The organism is Nocardioides sp. Root190 (assembly GCF_001428565.1).
Taxonomy (GTDB): domain Bacteria; phylum Actinomycetota; class Actinomycetes; order Propionibacteriales; family Nocardioidaceae; genus Nocardioides.
In genome coordinates, this window is sequence record NZ_LMIA01000002.1 from 1 (window position 1) to 17,491 (window position 17,491).

Consider the following 17,491-nt stretch of genomic DNA (forward strand, 5'->3'; position numbering starts at 1 on the left):
TGGCCCTGGACCTGCTGACCACCGACGAGGACACCGGTGAGGTCACTGTCCGTTCCGCCGGTCGGAAGGTCGTGATGGACCTCCACATCACCGACGGCACGCTGCGAGGTGAGAACCCCGTCGGCAGGTGGGGAGACAAGCCGGTCACCACCGCACAGATCAAGCAATGGCTCCGCTCCCGCGAGACCACCAGCATCATCGTCAGGCCCGTCATCAACCTGGCCGACTGCATCCCGGTCGACTCCTACGAGATCCCCGACCGCCACAAGCACCGCGTCCGCTCACTTCGCCACACCTGCAGCTTCCCGAACTGCACCACACCCGCCGTGAAGTGCGACATCGACCACGAGATCCCACATCGCGAGGGCGGACCGACGTGTCCGTGCAACCTCCACCCGCTCTGCAGACGACATCACCGCGCCAAGACCTTCAGTGAGTGGCGCTACCTGAGCCTCGCACCCGGCCACTTCCTCTGGACCAGCCCGCACGGGCGGCTCTTCCTCGTCGGACCCGGCGGCACGAGAGCCCTCGACCCACCCAAGGCGATCGAGCCCTGACAGACCGCCTCAACCCCGCCGAGTGAGCACCATCGGCGGGGTACAGGCACGCCTTCATCGTCGGTCGAGGAGGCCACCCGCGGCCGCCGGTGGTCGAGGAGGCCGCCCGCGGCCGTCTCGAGACCACCCGCCACGGTGCACCCACCTGCCCGTGGGCGAGTTCCGGCACCGGGTCACCAGGTCTCGAGATGGTCGCTGCGCGACCTCCTCGACCAACGGGGGTCGGTCCCGGTGCACCCACCTGCCCGTGGGCGAGTTCCGGCACCGGGTTGCCGGGTCTCGAGATGGTCGCTGCGCGACCTCCTCGACCAACGTGGGCGAGTTCCGGCACCGGGTTGCCGGGTCTCGAGATGGTCGCTGCGCGACCTCCTCGACCAACAGGGGGTCGGTCCCGGTGCACCCACCTGCCCGTGGGCGAGTTCCGGTACCGGGTTGCCAGGTCTCGAGATGGTCGCTGCGCGACCTCCTCGACCAACGGGGGTCCGCTCCGATGTACCCCGTCTGCTCGTGCCCGGGTGCGGCACCGGGTTGCCGGGTCTCGAGATGGTCGCTGCGCGACCTCCTCGACCAACGGAGACCGGCCCCCCGAGTGCAGTCCGGACGAGCTCAGGCGGGCTGTCGCAGCGCTGCCTGGTAGCGCCGCCGGTAGAAGGGCTGGGCGAGCAGTGCGGCAGGGAACAGGAGCCGTCGCCACCCGCCCGATGCGCGGGTCAGTGACCGGAGGGTCAACCACACGGTTCCGTCCGTCGCGCGGTGGACGATGAACGCCTCCTCGCCGGACACGGGATGGCCGGGTCGGGTGCCGTAGGCGAAGCCACGGCGGTCCGGAAGATCCACGACGTCGACCACCCGGACCGGTTCCTGCAGGCGCACCGGGCCGATCCTGGCGACCAGGGTGTAGTCGCGGTCGGGGACGACGTGGAGGTCGTCGGAGGCCGAGGCGGCAGAAGGCCGTACGTCGAAGCCGCTGCGGGTCTTCACTCCCCACTGCAACACGTCGGCGGCGGAGGCCCAGGCGGCGTCGCCGCGTCCGATCACCACCGAGCTCTCGAAGCGTCGGTAGCCGTCCGGCCGCCGGTCCCAGGTGCGCTCGTGGATCTGCGTCTGCGTCACCGCGTCGTAGCTGAGACCGGGCGGCACCACTCCTAGATCCCGATCGGGTGCCAGACCGTCTTCGTCTCCACGAAGGCGGTCATCGCACCGATGCCGGGGTCGGCGGACCAGTCCGGTTCGGCAGCGGGGGCGCGGCGGACCCGCTTGAGGTTGTCGGCGGCAGCGACCTCGAGCGAGGTGGCGAGCTCGGTCGAGCCGGCGACACCGGCCAGGTCGATGGCGTTGACGTCCATGTGCGCGGCCAGCCAGGGGCCGAGCGCGGCGGCGTCACCGGTGAGGATGTTGATCACGCCGCCGGGGACGTCGGAGGTGGCGAGCACCTCGGCGAAGGTGACGGCCGGCAACGGGCGGTCGTACGACGACACGACGACTGCCGTGTTGCCGGTGACCACGACGGGCGCGACCACGGAGACCAGGCCGAGCAGCGAGGACGACTGCGGCGCCAGGACGCCCACGAGGCCGGTCGGCTCGGGAGCGGAGTGGTTGAAGAACGGCCCGGCCACGGGGTTGGCGTTGCCGACCACCTGGGCGAGCTTGTCCGCCCAGCCGGCGTACCAGACCAGTCGGTCGACGGCGGCGTCCACCTGCGCGCGCGCCGCGGCGGCGGTGCCACCCTCGGACTGCTTGACGGCCTCCTCGAACTGCGGGCGACGGTCCTCCATGACCTCGGCGATCCGGTAGAGGACCTGGCCGCGGTTGTAGGCGGTGCGCGCGGACCAGCCGCCGAAGGCCTTGCGGGCCGCGACGACGGCGTCCCGCACGTCCTTGCGCGAGGCGAGGGCGGCGTTGGCCACGAACTTCCCCAAACTGTCGGTGACCTCGTAGGAGTGGCCCGACTCCGAGCGGGGGAAGGCCCCGCCGATGTAGAGCTTGTAGGTCTTGCGGACGTCGATGCGCGCCATCAGGCCTCCTCCGCCTTCAGGTAGGCCGCCAGGCCCTGGCGGCCGCCCTCACGGCCGTAGCCGGATTCCTTGTAGCCGCCGAACGGGCTGGCCGGGTCGAACTTGTTGAACGTGTTGGCCCAGACCACGCCGGCCCGCAACTCGTTGGCCATGTGCAGGATCAGCGAGCCCTTCTCGGTCCACACCCCGGCCGAGAGGCCGTACGGCGTGTTGTTGGCCTTCTCGACGGCCTCGGCGGGCGTCCGGAAGGTCAGGACCGACAGGACCGGTCCGAAGACCTCCTCCCGCGCGATCCGGTGGGCCTGGGTGACGCCGGTGAAGATCGTCGGCGGGAACCAGAAGCCGCTCGAGGGCAGGTCGCACTCCGGCGCCCAGCGCTCGGCGCCCTCCTCCTCGCCGATGCCGGCGAGCTCGCGGATCCGGTCGAGCTGCTCGCGGGAGTTGATGGCACCGATGTCGGTGTTCTTGTCGAGCGGGTCGCCGACGCGCAGCGTTCCCATCCGGCGCTTGAGCCGGGACAGCACCTCGTCGGCGACCGACTCCTGCACGAGGAGGCGGGACCCGGCGCAGCAGACGTGGCCCTGGTTGAAGAAGATGCCGCCGACGATGCCCTCGATGGCCTGGTCGATGGGGGCGTCGTCGAAGACGATGTTGGCGGCCTTGCCGCCGAGCTCCAGTGTCGCCTTCTTGTCGGTGCCCGCGATCGCGCGGGCGATGGCCTTGCCGACGCCGGTGGAGCCGGTGAAGGCGACCTTGTCGACGTCGGAGTGTCCGACGAGGGCCTGGCCGGTCGAGCCGGCGCCCGTGACGATGTTGACGACGCCCGGCGGGAGGTCGGCCTGCTGGCAGATCTCCGCGAACAGCAGCGCCGTCAGGGGAGTGGTCTCGGCCGGCTTGAGGACGACGGTGTTGCCGCACGCCAGGGCGGGGGCGATCTTCCAGGCCAGCATCAGCAGCGGGAAGTTCCAGGGGATCACCTGGCCGGCGACGCCGAGCGGCTGCGGGTTCGCGCCGAGGCCGGCGTGCTCCAGCTTGTCGGCCCAGCCGGCGTAGTAGAAGAAGTGCGCGGCGACGATGGGTACGTCGACGTCGCGGCTCTCCTTGATCGGCTTGCCGTTGTCGATCGACTCCAGGACGGCCAGCTCGCGGCCGCGCTCCTGGATGATCCGGGCGATCCGGAAGAGGTACTTCGCGCGCTCCTTGCCGGACATCCGCGACCAGCCGCGGAACGCCCGACGAGCGGCCTTCACGGCCAGGTCGACGTCCGCGTCGGACGCTTCGGCGATCTCGGCGAGGGTCTCCTCGGTGGCGGGGTTGATCGTCTTGAACGACGAACCGTGGCCATCGACGAAGTCACCGTCGATGAACAGCCCGTAGGACGCCTTGATGTCGACGATGCTGCGCGACTCGGGTGCTGGTGCGTACTCGAAGGCCATGTGTCAGTCCAGGGTGAAGTAGTCGGGACCGCTGTAGCGGCCGGTGGTCATCTTCGTGCGCTGCATCAGCAGGTCGTTGAGCAGCGTCGAGGCGCCGAAGCGGAACCAGTCCGGGTCGAGCCAGTCGTCGCCGGCGATCTCGTTGACCATGACGAGGTACTTGATGGCGTCCTTGGCGGTGCGGATGCCGCCCGCCGGCTTCACGCCGATCTGCACGCCGGTGGCCTCGCGGAAGTCGCGGACGGCCTCGAGCATCACCAGGGTCACCGGCAGCGTGGCGGCCGGCTGGACCTTGCCGGTGGAGGTCTTGATGAAGTCGCTGCCCGCGAGCATCGCCAGCCACGAGGCGCGGCGGACGTTGTCGTAGGTCTGCAGCTCGCCGGTCTCGAAGATCACCTTGAGGTGGGCGTGCGATCCGTCGGGACGGGCGCAGGCGTCGCGGACCGCGACGATCTCCTCGAACACCTGGAGGTAGTGGCCGGCGAGGAAGGCGCCCCGGTCGATCACCATGTCGATCTCGTCGGCGCCGGCCGCGACCGCGTCGCGGGTGTCGGCGAGCTTGATCGCCATCGACGCACGACCGCTGGGGAAGGCGGTGGCGACGGCGGCGACGTTGACCCGGTCGCCGACGACCGCCTTCACCTCGCCGACCATGTCGCCGTACACGCAGACGGCCGCGACCGAGGGGCAGCCCGGGTCGGCGGGGTCGGGGCGCAGGGCCTTGCTGGCCAGCGCGCGCACCTTGCCGGGCGTGTCCTGGCCCTCGAGCGTGGTGAGGTCGACCATCCGGATGGCGAGGTCGAGTGCCCACGCCTTCGAGGTGGTCTTGATGGAGCGGGTCCCGAGTCCGGTGGCGCGCGCCTCCGCGCCGACCTGGTCGACGCCGGGAAGGCCGTGGAGGAAGCGGCGGAGCGAGGCCTCGCTGGCCGTCACTTCGGAGTACGCCGCGAGTCCCTGGACGGGATCGCTGGGGGCGGTGGTCGGCATCCCCTCAGCATAGGGTTGCAATCGTGCGGAACGAAGGTGTCGAGAAGTCGGAGCTGTTCAGGTCGGGCGGGATCGTGGTCGGGGCCATCGGCCTGGTGGCCGCGGCGGTCGTGCTCGTCTACAGCACCGCGGTCGTCGGGTTCGACCCCCTGACCTGGTCCGCGACGCTGCTGCTCGCCGTCATCGTGTGGTCGGTGCTGATCCGCCCGGCCGTGGTCCTGCACGTCGAGGAGCTGGAGGTGCGCAACGTCTCGCACACCCTGCGCATCCCGTACCAGCGCATCCGCGAGGTCGAGATCAACCAGGTCACCCGGGTGCACACTCCGGAGCGGACCTACGTCGCGGGCGGCTTCGGGCGCAGCCGCGGCACCATCCGCAAGGACGCGCGGGTGGCCCCGGACGCCAAGCTCGGTCAGCACTCGCTGGGCCACCTGGTCGAGGAACGGATCAACCGTCGCGCCACCGAGGCGAAGCGGACGGCCGTCGAGGGCGCCGAGGTGGCACCGGTCCGCCGCACCTGGGCGGCGGCGGAGCTCGGTGCCGGTGCCGTGCTGGTGGTCGCGACCCTGCTCGCCTCTGTCCTGCGCTGACCTGCCCGAGCGGTCAGATCCCCGCCGCAGCGGCGATGTCGGCGCGCAGCCCGGCCAATCGGGTCGCCGCGTCGGCGCGCGCAGCGGCCACGTCGCCGTCAGCGACCGGCACCACGACCTCGAGGTAGCACTTGAGCTTCGGCTCCGTGCCGCTCGGTCGTACGACGACCCGGCTGCCGTCGTCGGTCCGGTAGCGCAGGCCGTCGGTCGGCGGGAGGTCGGCGGATCCGACGGTCAGGTCCTCGGCGGACGTGACGGCCGAGCCGCCCAGCGAGGTCGGCGGGGTGGCGCGCAGACGCTCCATGGCGGTCGCGATCTGCCCGAGGTCGGTGACCCGCACCGAGAGCTGGTCGGTGGCGTGCAACCCGTGCGCGACCGCGATGTCGTCGAGCAGGTCGAGCAGCGAGCGACCGGCGTCCTTGGCCTCGGCGGCGATCTCGCAGAGCAGGAGTGCGGCGGTGACGCCGTCCTTGTCGGCGACGTTGACGGGGTCGACGCAGTAGCCGAGCGCCTCCTCGTAGCCGAACACCAGGTCCGGGAGGCGACCGATCCACTTGAAGCCGGTGAGGGTCTCCGCGTAGCGCTGCCCGTGCGCGGCGGCCATCGTGCCGAGCAGGGAGGACGAGACGATCGAGGTGGCGTAGACGCCGGTGCGTCCGGCCCGCAGCAGGTGGTCGGCGAGGAGGGCGCCCACCTCGTCGCCGCGCAGCATCCGCCAGCCGCCGTCCGGGTCCGGCACGGCGGCCGCGCAGCGGTCCGCGTCGGGGTCGTTGGCGATCACGATGTCGGCACCGTTGCGCTCGGCGAGCGCCACGGCGAGGTCGATCGCACCGGGCTCCTCCGGGTTGGGGAAGGAGACGGTCGGGAAGTCCGCGTCGGGGTGCTCCTGCTCGGCCACGATCTGCGGCTCGGTGAACCCGGCGGTCTCCAGCACGGCCGGGAGCGCGCCGCCGCCCACGCCGTGCAGTGGCGTGTAGACGATCGCCAGGTCGCGCGGGCCGTCGCCCGCGATCGACGCCGCGGTGTCGAGGTAGGCGTCGACGATGCCCTCGTCGAGGACCCGTCCGCCGGTCGACTCGAGCGGCTCGCGCGCCACGGCGCGGAGCGAACCCACCGCAGCGATGTGCTCGGCGATCCCGGTGTCGGCGGGCGGCACGATCTGGCTGCCGTCGCCGAGGTAGACCTTGTAGCCGTTGTCCTGCGGCGGGTTGTGGCTCGCGGTGACCATCACGCCGGCCGCGCAGCCGAGCTCGCGGATCGCGTAGGCCAGCAACGGGGTGGGCAGCGGCCGCGGCAGCAGCAGCGGCTTCAGGCCGGCGCCCGCCATCACCTCCGCCGTGTCACGTGCGAAGACGTCGGAGTTGTGGCGGGCGTCGTACCCGATCACGACGGGCGTGCCCGGCTCGGTCCCGCCCGCGATGAGGTACGACGCGAGGCCGGATGCCGCGCGGATGACCACGATCCGGTTCATCCGGTTCGGCCCGGCACCGAGCGCGCCGCGCAGGCCCGCCGTGCCGAACTCGAGCGTGCCGCGGAACCGGTCGGCGAGGTCGACGCGCGCATCGGCGTCGCCGGCCTCGACCGCGGCGATCACCCGGGTCAGCTCGTCGCGGGTCTGCTCGTCCGGATCCTCGGCGAGCCAGGCCTGCGCGCGGGTGATCAGGACGTCGGTGTCGGGCGTGGTCACCGGGCCACGTTAGCCCCGGTCAGGCGTCGATGCTGCTCAGGTCGCCGTACCGGTCCCCGGCGACTGCGTCGCGGGGCACCGCGACCTCCAGTGCGGCGAGGTCGGCGGCCGTGAGCGTGACGTCCGCGGCACCGACGTTCTCCTCGAGGTAGCGCACCCGCTTGGTGCCGGGGATCGGCACGACGTCCTCGCCCTGCGCGAGCACCCAGGCGAGGGCCAGCTGGCCGGGCGTGCAGCCGTGGGTGCCGGCCAGCGCGGCGATCTGCTCGACGAGGGTGAGGTTGGTGGCGAGGTTCTCGCCCTGGAAACGAGGGAAGTAGGCCGTCGAGCGGCTGTCGCCCTCAGCAGGGGTGGCGGTCATGGCACCGGTCAGGAGTCCGCGGCCGAGGGGCGAGTAGGGAACCAGCCCGATGCCGAGCTCACGCAGGACGGGGAGGATCTCGTCCTCGAGGTCGCGGGTGAACAGCGAGTACTCCGTCTGCAGCGCGGTGATCGGGTGGGTCGCGTGGGCGCGGCGGACGGTCTCGGCCGATGCCTCCGAGAGGCCGAGGTGGCGCACCTTCCCGGCCTCGACGAGCTCCTTCATCGCACCGACGGTGTCCTCGATCGGGACGGTCGGGTCGACGCGGTGCTGGTAGTAGAGATCGATGTGGTCGACACCGAGGCGCTGCAGCGAGGCGTCGCACGCGGCGCGGACGTAGTCGGGGCTGCCCTGGATGCCGCGGCGAGCGCCGTCGGGACCGCGGTCGATGCCGAACTTGGTGGCGAGCTGCACCTCGTCGCGACGTCCGGCGACCGCCTTGCCGACGAGCTGCTCGTTGGTCCAGGGGCCGTACATGTCAGCGGTGTCGAGGAAGGTGACGCCGAGGTCGAGCGCGCGGTGGATGGTCGCGATGCCGCCGGCCTCGTCCGGGGCGCCGTAGAAGTCGGACATGCCCATGCAGCCGAGTCCCAGGCCGGAGACGGTGAGGGGGGAGGTGGTTCCGAGAGTGCGGGTGGAGATCGTCATGACCACCAGCAAACCCCTTGGAGTGCGCTCCAGGTCAAGCGCTGGCCGAGAGTTTCTCCAGGGTGTGCTCGTAGATGCCGATCTTGTGGTCGATCGCCCCGAGGTGGGCGGTCACCTCGGCCAGTTGCCGCAGCACGTCCTCGCGGTGGGCCTGGAGCAGGGCCAGTCGCTCCTCCTCGTTGCCCTCGCCGGCACGCACGAGGTCGGCGTACCTCCGGACGTCCCGGATCGGCATGCCCGTGGCGCGCAACCGGGTCACCAGCGTGATCCAGCGCAGGTCGGCCTCGGCATAGGTCCGGTGGCCGCTGCTGGTGCGGGGGACCGCACGCAGGAGGAGGCCGTCCTTCTCGTAGTAGCGCAGCGTGTCGGCGCTCAGGCCGAGCTCGTCGGCGGCTGCGGCGATGCTCACTCCGGTCATCTGCCGATCTTCCTCCCTGGAGTGCACTCCAGGTCAAGTGGCCGGTCCGTGCGGCCGCGGCATGATGGCGGCATGGAGGCCAGGTTCGAGTTCACCGATGCCTGGGACGTCGCTGCTCCGGTCGACGCCGTCGCGACCGCGCTCACCGACCTCGAGCACTATCCGCGCTGGTGGCCGCAGGTCCGTGCGGTCGCCAAGCTCGGGCCGGACACCGCCTGGGTGTGCTGCCGCTCCGCGCTGCCCTACACGCTCGACCTCGTGCTGGACGCCGTCACGCGCACACCGCCGGTCGTCGAGGTCGCGCTCGGTGGTGACCTCGAGGGATTCGCCCGCTTCACGCTGACCCCGACGGACGGCGGGACCCGGCTGGACTTCGCGCAGGCGGTCACCGTCACGGGGCTGCTGGCCCTGGCGTCGTACGTCGGCCGGCCGGTGCTGAGCTGGAACCACCGCCGGATGATGGCCGGCTGTCGCGAGGGCCTCGCCTCAGCCGTTGCGGGCTGACGACCTGCGGTGACGGTGCCGCCACGGTTGGAGGACCACGACGAGGACGAGCCCGATGGCAGCGCCGACCAGGGCGCCGGTGACGTTGTCGACCACGTCGGTGACGTCGCAGGCACGGTCGATCCGGGCGAGCTCGAGCTGGGTCTTCTCGATCAGCGCGGAGTAGCCCGCGAGGCCGATCAGGCCCAGTGGGGCCAGCAGCCAGCCCGAACGCCAGCGAGCGACCGCCAGCAGCAGCAGGGCTCCCGCCGGCACGAAGAGCACCGTGTTGAGGGTGCGCTGCCCGGACTCGAAGATCCAGAAGCCCTCAGGGGCCGGGCCGCCGATGTCCCAGGAGCACGTGGCCATCCGGGTCTCGGCGGCGACGATGCCGGTGTGCGCGGAGGTCGGGACCAGGGTGACCAGTCCGATCACGGCGAGCGACCAGCCGAAGCCGGCGATCGAGATCGCGGAGACCCAGCCCAGGGAACGGGCCAGGAGCAGGCCGAGCAGCCCGAAGACGACCGCCGAGGCGGTGACCCCGAGCAGCATCACGCCCGTGCCGCCGAACTCGACCATGGGGCAAGAGGCTATCGGCCCCCACCCAACGCCTGTGCGCGCTGTCGGGCGATGAACTTCGTGGCCATCTTGTTGACGAAGGTGGGGGACAGGCGACCGAGCCGCCAGGCGAACCGGGCCTGACGCGGCTCGACGACGTAGGCCTCGTCGGCAGCGATCGCCTCCAGCACCCGTCGTGCCAGCACGTCGGGATCGACCGGATGCTTGATGCCCTGGCCCTCGAGGTAGAAGTCGCGGCCGCGGAAACGACCGATCTCGCCCTTGTCGAGGATCGGGGTGTCGACGGCCGCCGGGCAGACCACGGTGACGCCGACGCCGTGCGCCGCCGCCTCGGTGCGCAGCGCGAGGGACAGGCCGACGACGGCGTGCTTGGTGGTGACATAGGAGGTCATCAGGCCCGCCGCCATCAGGCCGCCCATCGAGGCGGTGTTGACGATGTGGCCCGAGCCCTGCGCGATCATCCGCGGGTACGCCGCGTGGACGCCGTGCACGACGCCGCGCACGTTGACGTCGATGATCGCGTTCCACTGCTCGAGCGAGAGGTCCTCGGTGTTGCCGAGGAAGGTGATGCCGGCGTTGTTGAAGACCAGGTCGATCCGGCCGTGTGCCGCGACCAGCGCGTCGACGGCACCTTCGACGTCCTCGGCGGAGGTGACGTCGACCCGTCGCGCGGTCGCCGTGCCCGGGCCGCTCACGCCGGCGGCCACGGAGGTGGCCGCGGCGAGGTCGAGATCGGCGCACAGCACGTGCGCGCCGTCGCGCACGAGGGTCCGGGTGAGGGCGGCCCCGATGCCGGAGCCGCCACCGGTGACCAGGGCCGTGCGGCCCGCGAGGCCGGTCCGGTCCGTGCGGCTCACCCGAACGCCTTCTCGACGAGCCCGACGAGGTCGGGGTAGCGCTTGAGGTGGGCGCCCCCGTTGATGTCGAGGGTCTCGCCGGTGATCCAGGCGGAGTCCGGCGAGAGCAGGAACCGGATCGCGGCGGCGATCTCGCCCGGCTCGCCCGGACGACCGAGGGCGGTGTTGTCGACGTACTCATCGCGCACCCCGGGGATGTCCATCGCCGGAGCGGTGAGCGGGGTGATGACGAGACCGGGGGCGACGGCGTTGACCCGCACCCCGCGGCTGCCGAGCTCGAGGGCGGTGACCTCGGTGAGGGCGACCAGGCCTGCCTTCGAGGCGCAGTACGCCGCGAGGCCGGCGCCGGGCTGGCGGGCGTTGAGCGAGGACAGCGAGACCAGCGAACCTCCGTCGGCGACCCGCTGTCCGGCGTGCTTGAGGACGAGGAAGGAGCCGGTCAGGCAGACGTCCACGACCCGGCGCCACTCGGCGGCGTCGTGGTCGACGACCCGCGCGAGGGTGCTGACGCCGGCGCAGTTCACGACGCCCTGGAAGGCGCCGTGCTCGGCGAGGACGTGGTCGAAGAGGGCGGCGACCGAGGCCTCGTCGGTCACGTCGACCTCGACGTCGGCCTCGGTGCCCGGCAGGTCCGCCACGACCACCCGGTGGTCGGAGGCGTCGAGCACCTGTGCCGTCGCACGGCCGATCCCGGATGCGCCGCCGATCACGACTGTCACCTGCATGGAAACTCCTGACGCTCGTCGGTGGTGATTGACACGTGTCAACTCACCGGCTTAACGTGACGCCCGTCACCCAGTGTTGTCAAGCAAGGAACAGGTCTCTCCGGGAACGGCGGGGGCGAGGAGGAAGTCATGGGCGGACCACGCGTCGCCGTGATCGGGGCCGGGATCAGCGGCCTGACCATGAGCAAGATGCTGGCCGACTACGGCCTGGAGTTCGCGACCTTCGAGTCCTCGGACCGGGTCGGTGGCAACTGGGCGTTCGGCAACCCCAACGGGCACAGCAGCGCCTACAAGTCGCTGCACATCGACACCTCGAAGCACCAGCTGTCCTTCAAGGACTTCCCGATGCCCGAGGAGTACCCCGACTTCCCGCACCACACGCAGATCAAGGACTACCTCGACGCCTATGCCGACGCGTTCGACATCCGCCGGCACATCGAGTTCGAGAACGGCGTGGTCCACGCGCGCCGCTCCCCGGAGGGAGGGTGGGACCTCGACACCCAGCGCACCGGCACCCGGCACTTCGACGTGCTGCTCGTCGCCAACGGCCACCACTGGGACCCGCGCTTCGCCGTGAAGCCGGGCGAGTTCACCGGCCTGACGATGCACTCGCACGCCTACATCGACCCGCGCTCGCCGCACGACCTCACCGGCAAGCGGATCCTGATCATCGGCCTGGGCAACAGCGCCGCCGACATCGCGGTCGAGCTGTCCAGCAGGACCCTCGACAACGAGGTCGTCATCTCGACGAGGTCGAGCGCCTACATCGTGCCGAAGTACTACGGCGGCACGCCCGCCGACAAGTACTACCGGACCTCTCCGCACATCCCCGTGGCCTGGCAGCGCAAGGTCCTCCAGACCATGCAGCCGATGATGGGACGCCCGACCGACATGGGCCTGCCCGCGCCCAACCACAAGTTCTTCGAGGCCCACCCGACGCAGTCGGTCGAGCTGCCGCTGCGCATGGGATCCGGGGACCTGCGGGCAAAAGGCGACATCGAGCGCTTCGACGGGCAGACCGTGCACTTCGTCGACGGCACCTCCGAGGACTTCGACGTGGTGGTCCACGCGACGGGGTACAACATCACCTTCCCGTTCTTCGACGAGGACCTGATCAGCGCGCCGGAGAACGAGATCCGCCTCTACAAGCGGGTCTTCAAGCCGGGCATGGACGACATCGCGTTCGTCGGCTTCGCCCAGGCCACACCGACCCTGTTCCCGTTCGTCGAGTGCCAGACCCGCATGGTCGCGGCCTGGCTGGTCGGGCGCTACGCCCCGCCGGCGGAGGCCGAGATGGAGCGGGTGATCGACGAGGACCAGCAGAAGTACACCGCCCACATGGTCCAGCGGCCGCGGCACACCCAGCAGCTCGACTACTTCCTGTACGAGCACGACCTCCGGGTGAAGGAGATCCCCGCCGGACTGGCCCGGGCAGGCACCCGGTGAGCGAGGAACGCGCCTGGGCGCGGCTCGTCGACCGGCGCAGCGTCAACCGTGGCGACGTACGTCGCGAGGCGCTGTTGAACGCCTTCGACGAGCTGCTCCGTGAGCAGACCCTCGACGAGGTCAACGTCGCGGAGATCTCCCGGCGCGCAGGGGTCACCCGGTCGGCGTTCTACTTCTACTTCGAGAGCAAGGCCGTCGCGGTGCTCGCCCTGATGGCCGCGTTGTACGACGACGCGTCGGACGCGACCGACCTGCTGGTCAAGGCCGAGGGGGACCCGCGCGAGCGGATCCGTGCCGTCATCACCACCCTCTTCGACTCGGTCGACCGCACACCGCACACCTACCGGGCGCTGCTGGAGGCGCGCGCGAGCAGCCCGTCGGTCCAGGACCTCTGGGACGCCGGACGTGCGGAGTTCGCCTCGATGGTCGCCGAGATGATCACCCGGGAGCGGGCCGCCGGCCGTGCGAGCGACGGCCCCGGCGTCCCGGACGCCGCGACCCTCGCCGCGGTGCTGCTCGACCTCAACGACCACTCCGTCGAGCGGCACGCCCGGGGCACCGGTCCCGGCCGCGAGCAGCACATCGACGCGCTCACCCACCTCTGGATCAACGCCGTCTACGGGAGCACCTCATGACCCCCTTCACCTTCACCTCCGGTGGCGTCACCTGCGCCGCCTCCCATGTCGCGGGCCGCGACGGCGCACCCGTCGTCGTGCTGGCGCACGGACTCGCCGGCACGCAGGACGCCGGCATGTGGCCCTTCGCCGAGGCCTTCGGGGCAGCGGGCCTGCACGCGGTCACCTTCGACTACCGCGGCTTCGGCGCCAGCGGCGGTGCCGAACGCCAGGTCGTCTCGCTCGCCGCCCAGATCGCCGACCTCCATGCGGCCGTCGACGCGGCGAAGCGGCTGCCCGGCGTGGATCCGGAACGGATGGTGCTGTGGGGGATCTCGCTCGGTGGCGGCCACGTCGTCAGCGTCGCGACGGAGCGCTCCGACATCGCGGCCGTCGTCTCGGTCGTCCCCCTGGTCGACGGCCTCGCCGCCGCCCGGCTCGCGGCCAAGCACCACACCCCGGGCCAGCTGCTCGCGTCCACCGGTCGCGGCATCGCCAGCGCCGTACGCCGTCGGGCGGGCCGTGGTCCCTCGATGATCCCGGTCGTCGCGCGTCCCGGCGAGATCGGTGCGCTCACCGTCAGCGGCGCCTACGAGGACTACCTCGCGGTCGCCGGCCCGACCTGGCGCAACGAGATCGCGGCGGACGTCGTGATGGAGCTCGGCACCCGGGCGCCGGCGAAGGCTGCGGCCGACCTGGAGGTCCCGTGGCTGGTGCAGGTCGCGGACTTCGACCGCAGCGCGCCGCTGCAGGCGGCGATGAAGGCGGCCTTCGCCGGGCGCGCCGAGGTGCGGCACTACCCGGGCGACCACTTCGACCTGTTCGCCGGGAAGCCGTTCCACGAGCCCGCAGTACGCCATGCTGTTCACTTCCTGGTCCGGCAGTTCCCGGACCTCACTCCGGAGAACACCCCGGAGAACACCCCGGAGAACATCGAGGAGCAGGCATGTACGACGTCGTCGTGAGCAACGGCCGTTGGTTCGACGGCACCGGAGCGCCCTCGGCCGTGCGCCATCTCGGCATCCGTGACGGCCGCGTCGTCACCGTGAGCGCAGAGGCGCTCGACACCACCGACTGCCCGCGGGTGATCGATGCCGCCGGCAAGTGGGTGCTCCCGGGCCTGGTCGACATCCACACGCACTACGACGTCGAGGTCCTGGTCCAGTCGGGCCTGGAGGAGTCGCTGCGGCACGGCGTCACCACGACCTTCCTCGGCTCCTGCTCGCTCTCGACGGTGCACTCGAGCGCGTCCGACGCCGGCGACCTGTTCGGCCGGGTCGAGGCGATCCCGCGACCGCACGTCGTCGAGGCGCTGAAGGACCGGACCTGGACCACGGCGGGCGAGTACGTCGAAGCCCTCGAGAAGCTGCCGCTCGGCCCCAACATCGCCGCGTTCATCGGCCACTCCGACATCCGCGCCACCCGGATGGGCCTGGAGCGATCGACCGACTCCTCGGTGCGTCCGACCAGCGCCGAGCTGAACCGGATGGAGGCCGACCTGGTCGACGCCCTCGACGAGGGCTTCATCGGGATGTCCTCGCAGCAGCTGATGTTCGACAAGCTCGACGGCGAGACCTGCCGGTCGCGGACCCTGCCGTCGACGTACGCGAAGGGCAAGGAGCGGCGCCGTCTGAACCGGGTGCTCCGCGCCCGTGGCCGTGCCCTGCAGGGTGGACCCGACGTCGGGCGCCCGCACAGCCTGGTGCAGATGGCGTTCAGCAGCGCGGGCTACGGCCGCAAGCCGGCGCTCAAGGTCAGCCTGCTCTCGGCGGCCGACATCAAGGCGATCCCGTTCGTGGCGTACCTCTTCCCGTTCCTGGCTCGCACCGTCAACCGTTGCGGCGGAGACCTGCGCTTCCAGCACCTCCCGGTGCCCTTCGAGGTGTACGCCGACGGCATCGCGCTGGTCATCTTCGAGGAGTTCGGTTCTGGTGCCGCGGCCCTGCACCTCTCCGACCGGATCGAGGAGCAGCGTGCGTTGCTGCAGGACGAGGAGTACCGCCGCCGGTTCCGCAAGGACTACGACGCCAAGTACGGCCCCCGGGTCTGGCACCGCGACTTCTTCGACGCCCAGATCACCGAGTGCCCGGACGCGTCCGTCGTCGGGAAGACCTTCGGCCAGGTGGGCGTCGATCGTGGCGGCCTGCACCCGGTCGACGCCTTCCTCGACCTCGTCGTGGAGCACGGCGACAAGGTCCGGTGGCGCACCACGATCTCCAACCACCGCCCGAAGGTCCTCGACATGCTGAGCGCCGATCCCGGTGTGCAGCTCGGCTTCTCCGACGCGGGCGCGCACTTGCGCAACATGGCGTTCTACAACTTCGGCCTGCGCCTGCTGCGCCGGGTCCGCGACGCGGAGCGCGCCGGTTCGCCCTTCATGAGCCTCGAGCAGGCCGTGCACCGGCTGACCGGCGAGCTGGGGGAGTGGTACGGCATCGAGGCCGGCCACCTGCGCGAGGGCGACCCCGCCGATCTGGTCGTGATCGACCCGGAGCGGCTCGACGACTCCCTCGACGCCTATGCCGAGGCGCCGGTGGCGGCCTACGGCAACCTGTCACGCATGGTCAACCGCAACGACGCCACCGTGACGGCAGTGCTGGTCGGTGGCGAGCTCGTGGTGGACCAGGGCGTCCCGACCGAGACGGTCGGGGTGCGACGGACCGGGAGGTTCCTGCGGGCTCAGGCCGCGCGGTAGCGCTCGATCTGTCCGCCGAGCTCGTCGAAGAGCGCCTGGTTGAGGCCGAACACGACCCGGACCTCGTCGACGACGCGGCCGACCTGCTCGGGGGACAGGCCGAGGCCGTCGAGCGCGGCACGGTAGGAGTCCTTGAACAGCTTCGGCTTCGGGATCTCGGTGAACTCGTAGAACGCCGTGCCGCGGTCCTCGGGCACGTCGTAGGTGCGCCGGAGGATGCGGCCGATGATCTGGCCGCCCGACAGGTCGCCGAGGTAGCGGGTGTAGTGGTGCGCGAGCAGCAGCCCGGCCCAGTCGGCCTGCTCGATCTGGGCGACGTACGCCGCCGCTGCGGGTGAGTCGACCCCGGCCGGGTCCACGCCGGGCGCCCAGTGGGCGAGGTCGGCATCGATGGCGGCGAGCCGCTCGAGTGCCGAGTCGTGGATCGGCGCGATCAGCGGGTCGGAGGAGTGGCGCGCGATGGCCGTCTCGAGGGCGGCGTACACGCGGCGCAGGCGCAGCAGGAGGTCGGTGTGTGCCTGGATGTCGAGCTTGCCCTCGAGCAGCTCGGACATGAAGGTCGACCCCTCGGCGGCCTCGTGCTCGGCGCGGGAGCCCTCGCGCATCGCGGCGGACAGCGTCACGGCCTCGTCGCGGACGGTGGTGGCCACGGACATGGGGGAACTCCTCGGGGAGTCGTTGGGGGCGTCGTACGACGGCGTCGACAGGTTGTTGACTAAGTGTCAGGAAAAAGCGCCGGCGATGTCAAGACCGCGAGGCCAAAATTCTTAGGTTTGCCTAACTCATGTGGCCGAGGCCGCGGAGAACGAACTCCTCGACCGCGCCCACGGGCAGCTGGCGGGTCGCCAGGGCGGCATGGAGCAGCGACATCGCTGCCTTCCGGTCACTGACCCGGAAGGCTCCGCTCGCGATCCCCTCGTCGAGGATCTGCTCGAGCACCTCCTCGACGGCCGCGACGTGGTCGTGGATCTTCTCCATCGCCTCCTCCGAGAGGAGGTGGTAGAGGATCCCGCCCATGCCGGTGTGGAACTGCTGCCCCGCGCGCAGCTGGTGGCGCAGGTAGACCCGGATCCTTGCGACCGGGTCGGGCACCAGGTCCAGGTCGCGCCGGAGGTCGGCCAGGTAGTGCTGGGTCTCCTCGGTCGCGAACGCGACCACCACCGCTTCCTTGTTGTTGAAGTGGTGGTAGATCGCGGTGCGGCCGATGTCGGCCCGCGCTGCGATCTGGGCCATCGTGATGGCGTCGAAGCTGCGCTCGTCCATCAGCTCGGCGAAGGCGTCGAAGATCTTGCGCCGCACCAGGTCGCGGTGGGCGTGGACGGTGTCGGCAGCGATCTTCGGCACGATGTCGATTCTAGGGTCGGGAGCGGTCGGGAGACGGTGGACGACGCGC

The 17,491-nt window shown here is 71.1% G+C and carries 19 protein-coding genes; 7 read left to right on the plus strand and 12 right to left on the minus strand.

Features of this window, described 5'->3' with window-relative positions; genetic code table 11:
- Positions 1–557: HNH endonuclease signature motif containing protein (locus tag ASE01_RS24755; protein ID WP_162260264.1), on the plus strand; the 557-nt coding region annotated here is incomplete at its 5' end.
- A 606-nt stretch (positions 558–1,163) separates the two neighbouring features.
- On the opposite strand, the gene ASE01_RS03340 is transcribed toward ASE01_RS24755, so the two are convergent.
- Genes ASE01_RS03340 through deoC form a run of 4 tightly spaced genes read right to left on the minus strand, consistent with a single transcriptional unit; the run spans position 1,164 to position 4,995 of the window.
- A complete protein-coding gene (locus ASE01_RS03340) occupies positions 1,164–1,700 on the minus strand; it encodes a DUF1990 family protein (RefSeq protein WP_056748618.1) in 537 nt (178 codons plus the stop codon).
- A 2-nt stretch (positions 1,701–1,702) separates the two neighbouring features.
- Positions 1,703–2,572: an aldehyde dehydrogenase family protein gene (locus ASE01_RS03345; protein WP_056748619.1), complete on the minus strand. Its 870-nt coding sequence runs from the start codon at positions 2,570–2,572 to the stop codon at positions 1,703–1,705.
- Positions 2,572–4,008: an aldehyde dehydrogenase family protein gene (locus tag ASE01_RS03350; protein ID WP_056748620.1), complete on the minus strand. Its 1,437-nt coding sequence runs from the start codon at positions 4,006–4,008 to the stop codon at positions 2,572–2,574. Before ASE01_RS03350 ends, ASE01_RS03345 begins: the two co-directional genes overlap by 1 nt.
- Positions 4,009–4,011: 3 nt before the next feature.
- Positions 4,012–4,995: a deoxyribose-phosphate aldolase gene (gene deoC, locus ASE01_RS03355; protein ID WP_056748621.1), complete on the minus strand. Its 984-nt coding sequence runs from the start codon at positions 4,993–4,995 to the stop codon at positions 4,012–4,014.
- Between the two features lie 23 nt (positions 4,996–5,018).
- Between deoC and ASE01_RS03360 the strand changes: the two genes are divergently transcribed.
- A complete protein-coding gene (locus ASE01_RS03360) occupies positions 5,019–5,585 on the plus strand; it encodes a hypothetical protein (RefSeq protein ID WP_056748622.1) in 567 nt (188 codons plus the stop codon).
- 13 nt (positions 5,586–5,598) lie between these two features.
- Here ASE01_RS03360 and ASE01_RS03365 read toward each other — a convergent pair whose 3' ends face one another.
- Genes ASE01_RS03365 through ASE01_RS03375 form a run of 3 tightly spaced genes read right to left on the minus strand, consistent with a single transcriptional unit; the run spans position 5,599 to position 8,699 of the window.
- Positions 5,599–7,272, minus strand: coding sequence for a phospho-sugar mutase (locus tag ASE01_RS03365; RefSeq protein WP_056748623.1), 1,674 nt, complete (start codon positions 7,270–7,272; stop codon positions 5,599–5,601).
- Positions 7,273–7,291: 19 nt separating this feature from the next.
- Positions 7,292–8,281, minus strand: a complete 990-nt coding sequence (locus tag ASE01_RS03370) for an aldo/keto reductase (RefSeq protein ID WP_082605800.1) — start codon at positions 8,279–8,281, stop codon at positions 7,292–7,294.
- 34 nt (positions 8,282–8,315) lie between these two features.
- Positions 8,316–8,699, minus strand: coding sequence for a MerR family transcriptional regulator (locus ASE01_RS03375; protein ID WP_056748624.1), 384 nt, complete (start codon positions 8,697–8,699; stop codon positions 8,316–8,318).
- Between the two features lie 72 nt (positions 8,700–8,771).
- On the opposite strand from ASE01_RS03375, the gene ASE01_RS03380 reads away from it, so the two are divergent.
- Positions 8,772–9,203 (plus strand): SRPBCC family protein, encoded by a 432-nt coding sequence (locus ASE01_RS03380; protein WP_056748625.1) that lies wholly within the window; start codon positions 8,772–8,774, stop codon positions 9,201–9,203.
- On the opposite strand, the gene ASE01_RS03385 is transcribed toward ASE01_RS03380, so the two are convergent.
- From ASE01_RS03385 to ASE01_RS03395, 3 genes are read right to left on the minus strand one after another with little or no spacing between them, the layout of a single operon-like run.
- Positions 9,186–9,761 (minus strand): VanZ family protein, encoded by a 576-nt coding sequence (locus ASE01_RS03385; protein ID WP_056748626.1) that lies wholly within the window; start codon positions 9,759–9,761, stop codon positions 9,186–9,188. The two genes, ASE01_RS03380 and ASE01_RS03385, sit on opposite strands and share 18 nt — an antisense overlap.
- A gap of 11 nt (positions 9,762–9,772) precedes the next feature.
- Positions 9,773–10,618 (minus strand): SDR family NAD(P)-dependent oxidoreductase, encoded by an 846-nt coding sequence (locus ASE01_RS03390; protein WP_056748627.1) that lies wholly within the window; start codon positions 10,616–10,618, stop codon positions 9,773–9,775.
- Positions 10,615–11,343, minus strand: coding sequence for an SDR family NAD(P)-dependent oxidoreductase (locus tag ASE01_RS03395; protein ID WP_056748628.1), 729 nt, complete (start codon positions 11,341–11,343; stop codon positions 10,615–10,617). Before ASE01_RS03395 ends, ASE01_RS03390 begins: the two co-directional genes overlap by 4 nt.
- 129 nt (positions 11,344–11,472) lie before the next feature.
- Between ASE01_RS03395 and ASE01_RS03400 the strand changes: the two genes are divergently transcribed.
- Genes ASE01_RS03400 through ASE01_RS03415 form a run of 4 tightly spaced genes read left to right on the plus strand, consistent with a single transcriptional unit; the run spans position 11,473 to position 16,098 of the window.
- The gene (locus ASE01_RS03400) at positions 11,473–12,789 is read left to right on the plus strand and encodes a flavin-containing monooxygenase (protein WP_056748629.1); all 1,317 of its coding nucleotides are present in this window, start codon (positions 11,473–11,475) and stop codon (positions 12,787–12,789) included.
- Positions 12,786–13,424 carry a TetR/AcrR family transcriptional regulator gene (locus ASE01_RS03405; protein ID WP_056748630.1) on the plus strand — a complete coding sequence of 213 codons (639 nt, stop codon included), beginning with the start codon at positions 12,786–12,788 and terminating at the stop codon, positions 13,422–13,424. The genes ASE01_RS03400 and ASE01_RS03405 overlap by 4 nt, the downstream gene beginning before the upstream one ends.
- The gene (locus ASE01_RS03410; protein ID WP_056748631.1) at positions 13,421–14,368 is read left to right on the plus strand and encodes an alpha/beta hydrolase; all 948 of its coding nucleotides are present in this window, start codon (positions 13,421–13,423) and stop codon (positions 14,366–14,368) included. The genes ASE01_RS03405 and ASE01_RS03410 overlap by 4 nt, the downstream gene beginning before the upstream one ends.
- A complete protein-coding gene (locus ASE01_RS03415) occupies positions 14,350–16,098 on the plus strand; it encodes an N-acyl-D-amino-acid deacylase family protein (protein ID WP_056748632.1) in 1,749 nt (582 codons plus the stop codon). The genes ASE01_RS03410 and ASE01_RS03415 overlap by 19 nt, the downstream gene beginning before the upstream one ends.
- On the opposite strand, the gene ASE01_RS03420 is transcribed toward ASE01_RS03415, so the two are convergent.
- The gene (locus tag ASE01_RS03420; RefSeq protein WP_056748633.1) at positions 16,083–16,754 is read right to left on the minus strand and encodes a heme oxygenase (biliverdin-producing); all 672 of its coding nucleotides are present in this window, start codon (positions 16,752–16,754) and stop codon (positions 16,083–16,085) included. The two genes, ASE01_RS03415 and ASE01_RS03420, sit on opposite strands and share 16 nt — an antisense overlap.
- Positions 16,755–16,875: 121 nt before the next feature.
- Positions 16,876–17,442 carry a TetR/AcrR family transcriptional regulator gene (locus ASE01_RS03425; protein ID WP_056748634.1) on the minus strand — a complete coding sequence of 189 codons (567 nt, stop codon included), beginning with the start codon at positions 17,440–17,442 and terminating at the stop codon, positions 16,876–16,878.
- Between the last annotated feature and the right edge of the window lie 49 nt (positions 17,443–17,491).